Below are 9,381 nucleotides of genomic sequence, written 5' to 3'. Positions count from 1 at the left end.
CGGTGCGTTATCCGGGCCATCGCGACCTCGTGAAATTCCTGCTGGAAGAACTGCGCCTGCGCGACGACCAGGAGCAGCTCAAGGGCATCCTGCGCAAATCGGTGCCGACGACGATGCAGGATGTGGTGCTTGTGTTCGTGACGGTCAGCGGCATGCGCGACGGCTTGCATGTGCAGGAGGTGTTCTCTCGCAAGATCTTCGCCGCCACCCGCGACGGCGTGCATGAAAGCGCGATCCAGATCACCACGGCGGCCGGCATCTGCACGGCGCTGGACCTGTTCCGGCTGGGCAAACTGCCGGCGCACGGCTTTATCCGGCAGGAGCAGATCGCACTGGCGGATTTCCTCGCCAACCGCTTCGGCCGGGTCTATGCCCAGGGCGCACAGGGAGCAAACCCGCATGCGCCGTACGTGTCACACTATGCGAATCAGGACGCCAATCAGGACGCCAGGGAGGCCGCAGTCGCGGTCTAGGTCCCGGCAAATCCGACATTCGCAAGGAGCAGACATGGACACCACCCTCAACGCACTGCTGACGCAAGCCTGCGACAGCGCGACGGCGCAACGCCTGTTCGATACGCTGGAGGTGCCGGAGAGCGCGCTGCAGGAAGCCGGTTCCGGCGCGTCGCGGCTGGAAATCGCGCAGGCGCTCAACATGCTGCTGTTCAACAAGCTGCTGGGCGAGGTGCCGGAAGCGGCCGCTTATGTCGCCGACGCCGTGCGCGACGGTCGCAAGATCTGCTTCGACCACGGCGCCCTGCGCACCGTGCTGGGCGCCCAGACCGGCGCATTGCCGGCCGGTCAGGAAGCCATCACGCGCATCCTGCTGCCGCTCGGCTATCGCCTCAACGGCGTGTATCCGCTCGACCGCCTCGGCATGACCGGACGCGCCTATGCGCATGAAGACGACGACGAGGGCGTGGCGCAATTCTTTGTCAGCGAATTGCATCCGGAGCGCTTCTCCATCGCGTTCCAGGATGCGGTGGCGCGCGTGCTGTCGACCTCGATCGATCCGCTCGACGCACTCAGCAAAGCTGCATTGCAACAGCTGGAACAGATCGGCCGCCTGCCGGTTCCCGAGGCTGCAGCGCTGTTGCCGGTGCTGCTGTCCTGCTTCGGCCGCCAGCATGATTTACCGTCGCTGGCCGACTACGAAACACTGCTGCAGGAATCCGCCGAAATGGCCTGGATCGCCACCGAAGGCAATGTCTTCAACCACGCCACCGACCGCGTCGCCGACGTCGAAGCGGTGGCGCAGACGCAGCGCGAACTACTAGGACAAGATCGAAGTCTCGCGCAACGGCCGCGTGCGCCAGACCGCCTTCCGCGCTACGACGGTGGTGCGCGAGATGGCCGACGAGCACGGTCGCCCGGTGACGCGCAAGGTGCCGGGCTCGTTCTACGAGTTCATCTCGCGGGACCGCTACACAGATGAGTCTTCGCACGGCGAACGACTGGACCTGACGTTCGACAGCGGCAATGCGCAGGGAATTTTCAAGATGACGGCAGGCGCCGCAGCCTCGTAGAAAAGAACGAAACAAGACAAGGAATTTCATGGATATCGCATCGCTGTACGCCGACCTCGGTCTCGATCTTTCCGCCCACGAGGGCCGCGAGCTGCACATCCGCGCGCCGCCGGTGCGCGGCGAACTGGTGCGGCTGCTCGGTGAAGTGCTGCGCGAGAAACGCGAAGCGCTCGGCCTGCTGGTGTCGCTGGAAGCCGGCAAGATCCGCGCCGAAGGACTCGGCGAAGTGCAGGAGATGATCGATATCTGCGATTTTGCGGTGGGTTTGTCGCGCCAGTTGCACGGCCTGACCATCGCTTCGGAACGGCCCGGCCATCGCATGATGGAAACCTGGCATCCGCTGGGCGTGTGCGGCGTGATCACCGCGTTCAACTTCCCGGTGGCGGTATGGGCATGGAATGCGGCGCTGGCGCTGGTCTGCGGCAACGCCGTGGTATGGAAGCCGTCGGAAAAAACGCCGGTCACCGCGCTGGCGGTGCAGGCACTGATGCGGCAGGCGATCGCGCGCTTCGGGCAGCAACGTCCCGGCGCCGTGCCGGCCGGATTATGCGGCTTGCTGATCGGCGGCGCCAATGTCGGCGCGGCGATCTCGGCATCGCCCGACGTCGCCCTGGTGAGCGCCACCGGCAGCGTGGCGATGGGCCGCAAGGTCGCCGTGACGGTGGCCCGACGACTCGGTCGCAGCCTGCTGGAACTGGGCGGCAACAACGCCATGATCGTGGCGCCGACCGCCGACCTCAACCTGGCGCTGCGCGCCATCGTGTTCTCGGCGGTCGGCACGGCAACCGCCGCGTGTTCATTCATCGCAGCCTGTTCGACAAAGTATGCGCGGACATCGAACGCGTGTACGCCGGGATCCGCGTCGGCGATCCGCTCGCGCCCGAAACACTGGTCGGTCCGCTGATCGACGGCGGCGCTTACGACCAGATGCAGCAGGCATTGGCGCAGGCGCAGAAGGAAGGCGGCAATGTGCTTGGCGGCGAACGCGTGACCACGTTTGGCGGCGAGCATGCCTACTATGTGCGGCCGGCGCTGGTGCGCATGCCGCGCCAGAGCGCGGTGATGCATCGCGAGACGTTTGCGCCGATCCTGTACGCCGTGGCGTACGACGATGTCGAGGAAGCGATCGCGCTCAACAACGCCGTGCCGCAAGGCCTGTCGTCGGCGATCTTCACCAACGACGTGCGCGAGAGCGAGTTGTTCATGTCGGCGCAGGGCAGCGACTGCGGCCTGGCCAACGTCAACATCGGCACCAGCGGCGCAGAAATCGGCGGCGCGTTCGGCGGCGAAAAGGAAACCGGCGGCGGCCGCGAATCAGGCTCCGACGCGTGGAAAAATTACATGCGCCGCGCCACCAACACCATCAACTACAGCCGCGTGCTGCCGCTGGCGCAGGGTGTGCAGTTCGATATCGGATAGCGTTTCAATTCCACAGCGACAAAGACTGCCTTGACGATTTTGAACACAGGTAAAGTTGCATCAGGATGATGTAATAGTTTTTCGCCCGGTTCTACACTGGTCGCGTCGCCACTCCACGTAGAACCATCATGCGCATCACTGAAATTCGCACTGCCGCGCAATCCGGCTTGCGCAACCTGCTTGCCGCCGCCGCGGCCTGTTCGCTGAGCGCCTGCGCCAACTACAGCCAGGTGATTACCGAGGACGCCGACGGCTCCTGCAAGCTCATCGCCACCGGCATCAGCTACACCATGTCGATGCCGGCGCTGACCGCCGCCAGCCATCAAAAGGCGGCGTCCTGGTGCGCCGCCCAGGACGGCGAGCTGCAATTGCGCCAGCAGACGCGCGGCTGGAAGCCGATGGAGGTGGAATTGAATTTCCGCTGCCTGCCCCGCCAGCTCGGCCAACTGGAACCCTCAAGCTCCTTGCCCGTCATCACCGTCATCAAATAGCGCCAATGGCTGCTATGATCGACGACAGTCGCCGGTCATACCTTCACCCGACCGGCTTTCACGCTTTGAAGGAACCGCCATGACCGCTCCCCAACCCAACGATCCGGCCCAGCTCGACGACGCCACACTGGATTTCGCCGCCAGGATGTTCGACCTGGCGCGCCATGGCGAAGCCGACGAGCTCGAGGCTTATCTCGCCAAAGGCTTGCCGCCCAACCTGCGCGACCACAAGGGCGACAGCCTGCTGATGCTGGCCGCGTATCACGGTCACGCTGCGGCGGTGCGAGTCATGCTGCAGCACAAGGCCGATGCCGGCTTGCGCAACGACAACGGCCAGACGCCGATTGCGGGCGCGGCGTTCAAGGGACACGTCGCGGTGGTGCAGGCCTTGCTCGACGGCGGCGCCGATATCGAAGGCGCATCGCCCGACGGCAAGACCGCCCTGATGATTGCCGCGATGTTCAATCGCGTGGAGATCGTGGAGTTACTGCTGGCGCACGGCGCCGACATCAATCTCACGCCCAATGCGGTGCGCGCACTGGACGGTCTGGGCATCGCGGACGCTGTGCGCCGCACCGCTGCGCGCCCGACCCATCGCATCAGCCGCACCTGGGACAGCGGCGAAGAAACCTCGCGCCTGGAAATGGGCGACACCGCCGAGAAGAAATACGGCGCACCGCAACTGACCATCCACCGCGCCGATTTGCTGGCGGCGCTGGCGGAAGTGTTCCCGGCCGGGCGCGTGCAGTTCGCCAAGCGTGCCGAAGCGATTGTGGAAGACGCGCAAGGCATCACACTGAGCTTCACCGACGGCACCACCGACAAGGTCGACGTGCTGATCGGCGGCGACGGCATCCACTCCGCCGTGCGCAGCGCCATGTTCGGCAAGGAAAGCCCGCGCTTCACCGGCGTGGTCGCCTTCCGCGCCGTGATCCCGGCCGACAGCGTGGCGCAAGTGCCGAACCTGCAGGCCTTCACCAAATGGTGGGGCCCTGATCCGGAAAGCCAGATCGTCACCTTCCCGCTCAACTGCGGCAAGGACATTTTCATCTTCGCCACCACCGCGCAGGAAACCTGGCATCTCGAATCGTGGACCACGCCGGGCAGCGTGCAGGAATTGCGCGACAGCTATGCCGGTTTCCACCCCGACGCCACCGCGTTGCTGGATGCCTGCGACGAAGTGCTGAAGACCGCGCTGTACGAACGCGATCCGCTGCCGCACTGGTCCAAGGGCCATATGACACTGTTGGGCGATGCCAGCCATCCGATGATGCCGTTCATGGCGCAAGGCGCAGGCATGGCGATTGAAGACGCCGTGGTGTTGGCGCGCTGCCTGGAAAAAGTGGCGAGCGTTGATGGTATCGATGAGGCACTGAAGACTTATCAGGAACTGCGCCTGGAACGCACCAGCAAGATCCAGATCGGTTCGCGCGGCAACAACTGGCTGCGCGAAGGCGGCAATGCGGATTGGGTGTACGGCTACGACGCCTGGTCCATCCCGCTTGAAGCGGAAACGGTCTGAAGGCCTGAGCGATGAGCGACACCGACAACAAGTCCGGGCTGATGCTGCTGACCGTGCTGCTCAAGCACGATCAGTCGAAGAACCTGGAAGACATCCAGGCGCACATGAAGAAGGTCGGCTGGTGGGATCGTTTTCCCGTCGAAGGCACGCGCGTGGTGTCGTGGACCGTGGCCATGGGTCTGGGCCAGATTGTCACGCTGGAATTGCCGCCGGCCTTGCTGCCGCTGGTGAACGTGGAGCTGGAACGCTCCGCCTGGGGCGTGTTCCGCACGGAATGCTACCCGACTTACGATTTTGTACCTGTGCGTGAGCGTATCCGCGAGCGCGTCAAGAATGGAGGCCAATAATGGTTGCAACAGTCACAGAGGTTTATCTCAATCCGCATCAGGCGCGTCGTCGTGCGCCGACCCAGTATGAAGATCTGCTGGGCGATTCCATCGAGCGTGCCTACGGCGCCGGCATCACCGAGCTGGCGGCGCTGGTCGCGCATCTGAATCGTACCGGCCCCGGCTGTCCGTACAACAACGGCGTCTGGACCGAGGAAAATTATCAACAGGAAATCGCGCGTCTGGCTGCCTAAGCCGACAGTCCGCCTACCCTCAGGAGAATAGTCAATGAGAACGACAGCCAATGATCCAGTCGATGCGGTCCTCGCCGTTGGATTGAAAGATTTGTGGTACCCGATTTGCCCGTCCGAATTCGTCGCCGAGCGTCCTGTGTCGCTGCGCCGCCTGGGCAAGAAATTCGTGCTCTGGCGTGAAGCCAACGGCGCCTTGCACGCGCTGGAAGACCACTGTCCGCACCGCGGCGCCCCGCTGTCCATGGGCATCGCCATGGGCGACCGCATCGCCTGCGGCTACCACGGCGTGCAAGTCCGCTTCGACGGCGTCGTCATGAGCGTGCCCGGCAGCCCGGGTTGCAAACTGGAAGGCGCCAAAGCCACCCGTTCGTATCACGTCACCGAAGCCTGCGGCGCGATCTTCCTGTTCAACGCCGGCAGCGACATCGCCGAACCGCCGCCGCTGCGCCTGCCGGAAGAACTGACCAGTCCCGAGTATTCCAACTTCCTGTGCTACACCGAATGGAAGGGCGACTACCGCTACGTGCTGGACAACGTCATGGACCCGATGCACGGCACCTTCCTGCACAAGCAATCGCACTCGATGGCCGAAGGCGACAACACCGCCTCGTTCGGCATCCGTGAAACCGACATCGGTTTCATCTTCGAAAAAGAAGGCCAGCGCGACGTCAACTTCGACTGGACCGAATGGGCCGACACCGATCTGCACTGGATGCGCCTGGCGATCCCGTATCCGAAGACCGGCGGCCCGGGCGGCAGCTTCTACATCGTCGGCAGCTATACGCCGATCGTCGACAACATCGCAGCCGTCTTCCACTGGCGCTGCCGCAAGCTGACCGGCTGGCAAAAAGACACCTGGCGCTTCCTCTATCGCAACCGCCTGGAGGCGCGTCACTGGAACGTGCTGGAGCAAGACCGCGCGGTGCTGGAAGTGATGGAGCCGGACGCCAACCAACGCGAAATGCTGTACCAGCACGACATGGGCATCGTCCGCCTGCGCCGCCACATGCGCAACCTCGCCAAGGAACAACTGGCGAAGGAAGCAGCGGCACAGGAAAACAAGTCGGCCAAGGCAGCGTAGGCGGATGACTGCGCAGACTATCGTCCAGATGCAGACAGTGCGTCACATCAAGACCGACAAGGTGGCCGAGCTGGCCGCCGCGACCTGGTCGAATTGCCTGGTGATCGGCAAGGAGATTTCCATGTCGGGCATGACCGCGCATCCGGCCTCGCGCAACAGTGTGCTGTCGACCTACGAGCAGACGCTGGTGGTGCTGGGCAAGGTGCGCGATCTGGTGGAGGCTGCCGGCGGTACGCTGGGCAGCATCTACAAGCTGGTGATTTACGTGAAGGACATCGCGGACAAGGATGAAGTCGGACGCGCGCGCCGCGATTTCTTCACAGCGCCGCAGCCATGTCCCTATCCGTGTTCGACGCTGGTGGAAGTCAGCGGCCTGGTGTTTCCCGAATTGACGGTCGAGATCGATGCATTTGCGCGGCTCGACATCGATTTGCAGCAAGCAGTTTCCTGATTTGGATTTTTTATGAGCAGCTCTCTTCTTTCCGTCCGTGTCCAGGCCATACGCTTTGAAGCGCAGGGCATCGTCAGCGTCGAGCTGGTGTCGCCCGAAGGTGCGGAACTGCCGGCCTTCGAAGCCGGTTCGCACGTCGACCTGCACCTGGCCAACGGCATCGTGCGCAGCTATTCGTTGTTGAACGCGCCGGCCGAACGTCATCGCTATGTCGTCGGTGTGCTCAACGACCGCAACAGCCGTGGCGGCTCGCGCTACGTTCACGAGCAATTGCGCGTCGGTGCGACGCTGAGAATTTCAGCACCTCGCAACAACTTCCCGGTCGACGAGAGCGCCACGCATTCGGTGCTCATCGCCGGCGGCATCGGCATCACGCCGATCTCCTGCATGCTCAATTACCTGCGCGGCAAGGGCAAGTCGGCCGAGCTGCTGTACTGCGCGCGCTCACGTGCGGAAGCAGCGTTCGCCAGCGAGTTGCTGCAACAGACCGGAGTGAGCAGTCACTTCGACGCCGAGAAAGGCGCGCCGCCGGACCTGCGCGCTTTCCTCGCGAGCAAGCCGAAGGATGCGCATTTCTACTGCTGCGGTCCGACGCCGATGTTGAATGCGTTTGAAGCGATCTGCGCCGAACTCGGTCTGCCCAACGTGCACATTGAACGTTTTGCTGCGGCGGAAAACGTCGAAGCCGTGCAAGGCGATGAATACGTCGCCGAACTGGCGCGCAGCAAGAAGTCGGTCACGGTGCCGGCCGGGAAATCCTTGCTGGATGCACTCCTCGATGCCGGTCTCGATGTCGAACACAGCTGCCGCGAAGGCGTCTGCGGCGCCTGCGAAACCAAGGTGCTCGAAGGCGAACCGGAACATCGCGACGGCGTGCTGAGCAAGGCGGAGAAAGCCTCCAACAAAATGATGATGGTGTGCGTTTCAGGCTGTAAAGGACGCCGCCTGGTGTTAGATCTGTAGTACTTAAGCGCTCCCAAAAATGCCCGCAAGCGCCGGGCATTTTTTTGAGCCCGAACATTTTTGTGGAACGTTGATTCATGGGTGAAACAAAGACCTGATTCAACGCCCGCGAACCTGTTCAAGGTCCGTAGCGAGAGGCCATCAGCTGGTGGCGCCCGGAGCGGAGAAACCGGAACGTACTTGAGTACGTGAGGATTTCGAGCACCGGACGACGCCAGATCATGGCCTCGCAGTAGGACCTTGGACAGGTTGCAGGATTCACCTCTCATAGGCGCGGGGCAGATGAGAGCAGTGAACGCGGCGTCAGCCGTGCTTAATTGAAGGGGAGTTTTTCATGAAGAAGGTACTCTTTGCCGTCGCCGCCACCGGCTTCGCGGCAAGCGCATTCGCCCAGAGCAACGTGACGATCTACGGTAGTCTGGACGCCGGCGTGGCCTATGTCAGCAACCTCGGGGGCGGATCGGTCGCACGTGTGGATCAGGGCACCATGCAACCGGACCGTATCGGTTTCCGCGGCACGGAAGATCTGGGCGGCAATCTCAAAGCCAACTTCCAGCTGGAAACCGGCTTTTATACCGACAGCGGCGCTCAACCGAGCGCCGGCAAACTGTTCAACCGCTACAGCACGGTCGGCCTGTCCGGCGACTTCGGCGCGGTGACCATGGGCCACATGCCCGACATCGTGTTCGATTACGTCGGCAAGCTGTCCAACGGCTATCAACTGACCAACTGGTACCTGTTCCACCCGGGTAACCTGGACAGCCTGGCCAATACCTATCAGTTCGACAATGCCGTGCGCTACACCTCGCCGACCTTCGCGGGTCTGCAACTGAGCGGCATGTACGGTTTCGGCGAAGTCGCCGGCGACAACAGCAACGGCCGCAACATCAGCGCCGGCGCGACCTACACCAACGGTCCTTTGCGCGCCGCACTGGCGTATTCGAAGCTGAACAATCGCGCAGCCGGCTACGGCGGCGCGTTCCTGCAAAGCCTCGGCCTCGGCACCGCGGCAACCGTGTTCAACAGCCTGAGCACCACTGCTGCGGGCGTCGGTTACACCATCGGTCCGGTGCGCCTGAACGCCGACTACACCCAGGTCAAGATCTCGTTGCCAACCGGCGTCACGCCGAAGCAAAAGAACTTCGACCTCGGCGCAGCCTGGCGCTATGCGGCGGCTGACACGCTCAACTTCGGTTACGGCCTGTCCAAGCTGGAAAGCGCACGCTGGAACACCTTCAGCCTGAGCCACGTGCATGCGTTCTCCAAGCGCACCGAGTTCTACGTCCAGGCGGCATATCAACGCGCCGGCGGCAGCGCGCGCTTTGCGGTCATGAACGGCACCGGCATTT

At 63.2% G+C, this 9,381-nt stretch carries 9 protein-coding genes and 2 pseudogenes; all 11 read left to right on the top strand.

Annotation, left to right across the window (positions count from 1 at the left end):
- A pseudogene (locus HLUSI_RS27490) lies at positions 1–473 on the top strand (saccharopine dehydrogenase family protein); the annotation flags it as partial.
- A gap of 34 nt (positions 474–507) precedes the next feature.
- Entirely contained in the window at positions 508–1,434 is a 927-nt protein-coding gene (locus tag HLUSI_RS27485; RefSeq protein ID WP_414086514.1) for a 2-oxoadipate dioxygenase/decarboxylase family protein, read from the top strand.
- A 119-nt stretch (positions 1,435–1,553) separates the two neighbouring features.
- Positions 1,554–2,944, top strand: a pseudogene (locus tag HLUSI_RS27480) (aldehyde dehydrogenase family protein).
- 128 nt (positions 2,945–3,072) lie between these two features.
- Complete coding sequence (locus HLUSI_RS0107465; RefSeq protein WP_016833383.1) at positions 3,073–3,435, top strand: hypothetical protein; 363 nt, start codon at positions 3,073–3,075, stop codon at positions 3,433–3,435.
- 79 nt (positions 3,436–3,514) lie between these two features.
- Positions 3,515–4,957 carry an ankyrin repeat domain-containing protein gene (locus tag HLUSI_RS27475; RefSeq protein ID WP_016833382.1) on the top strand — a complete coding sequence of 481 codons (1,443 nt, stop codon included), beginning with the start codon at positions 3,515–3,517 and terminating at the stop codon, positions 4,955–4,957.
- An 11-nt stretch (positions 4,958–4,968) separates the two neighbouring features.
- Positions 4,969–5,304 carry a hypothetical protein gene (locus tag HLUSI_RS0107455; protein WP_016833381.1) on the top strand — a complete coding sequence of 112 codons (336 nt, stop codon included), beginning with the start codon at positions 4,969–4,971 and terminating at the stop codon, positions 5,302–5,304.
- Entirely contained in the window at positions 5,304–5,537 is a 234-nt protein-coding gene (locus tag HLUSI_RS0107450; protein WP_016833380.1) for a recombinase-like helix-turn-helix domain-containing protein, read from the top strand. The genes HLUSI_RS0107455 and HLUSI_RS0107450 overlap by 1 nt, the downstream gene beginning before the upstream one ends.
- A 34-nt stretch (positions 5,538–5,571) precedes the next feature.
- Complete coding sequence (locus HLUSI_RS0107445; RefSeq protein ID WP_029363249.1) at positions 5,572–6,618, top strand: aromatic ring-hydroxylating oxygenase subunit alpha; 1,047 nt, start codon at positions 5,572–5,574, stop codon at positions 6,616–6,618.
- A gap of 4 nt (positions 6,619–6,622) precedes the next feature.
- On the top strand, positions 6,623–7,069 hold the full coding sequence (locus HLUSI_RS0107440) for a RidA family protein (protein ID WP_016833378.1): 447 nt from the start codon (positions 6,623–6,625) through the stop codon (positions 7,067–7,069).
- 12 nt (positions 7,070–7,081) lie between these two features.
- Positions 7,082–8,032 (top strand): PDR/VanB family oxidoreductase, encoded by a 951-nt coding sequence (locus HLUSI_RS0107435; protein WP_016833377.1) that lies wholly within the window; start codon positions 7,082–7,084, stop codon positions 8,030–8,032.
- A gap of 334 nt (positions 8,033–8,366) precedes the next feature.
- The coding region (locus HLUSI_RS27470; protein WP_016833376.1) for a porin at positions 8,367–9,381 on the top strand (1,015 nt) is incomplete at its 3' end.

Origin of the sequence: Herbaspirillum lusitanum P6-12 (genome assembly GCF_000256565.1) — a bacterium.
Taxonomy (GTDB): Bacteria; Pseudomonadota; Gammaproteobacteria; order Burkholderiales; family Burkholderiaceae_D; genus Herbaspirillum; species Herbaspirillum lusitanum.
The sequence above is the reverse complement of the archived record's forward strand: the minus strand, read 5'-3'. Positions and strand labels throughout refer to the sequence as shown.

Excerpts from the sequence above, each read along its gene's own strand:
- HLUSI_RS27485 (WP_414086514.1), top strand. The coding sequence starts at position 508 with ATGGACACCACCCTCAACGCACTGCTGACGCAAGCCTGCGACAGCGCG.
- HLUSI_RS0107465 (WP_016833383.1), top strand. The coding sequence starts at position 3,073 with ATGCGCATCACTGAAATTCGCACTGCCGCGCAATCCGGCTTGCGCAAC.
- HLUSI_RS27475 (WP_016833382.1), top strand. The coding sequence starts at position 3,515 with ATGACCGCTCCCCAACCCAACGATCCGGCCCAGCTCGACGACGCCACA.
- HLUSI_RS0107455 (WP_016833381.1), top strand. The coding sequence starts at position 4,969 with ATGAGCGACACCGACAACAAGTCCGGGCTGATGCTGCTGACCGTGCTG.
- HLUSI_RS0107450 (WP_016833380.1), top strand. The coding sequence starts at position 5,304 with ATGGTTGCAACAGTCACAGAGGTTTATCTCAATCCGCATCAGGCGCGT.
- HLUSI_RS0107445 (WP_029363249.1), top strand. The coding sequence starts at position 5,572 with ATGAGAACGACAGCCAATGATCCAGTCGATGCGGTCCTCGCCGTTGGA.
- HLUSI_RS0107440 (WP_016833378.1), top strand. The coding sequence starts at position 6,623 with ATGACTGCGCAGACTATCGTCCAGATGCAGACAGTGCGTCACATCAAG.
- HLUSI_RS0107435 (WP_016833377.1), top strand. The coding sequence starts at position 7,082 with ATGAGCAGCTCTCTTCTTTCCGTCCGTGTCCAGGCCATACGCTTTGAA.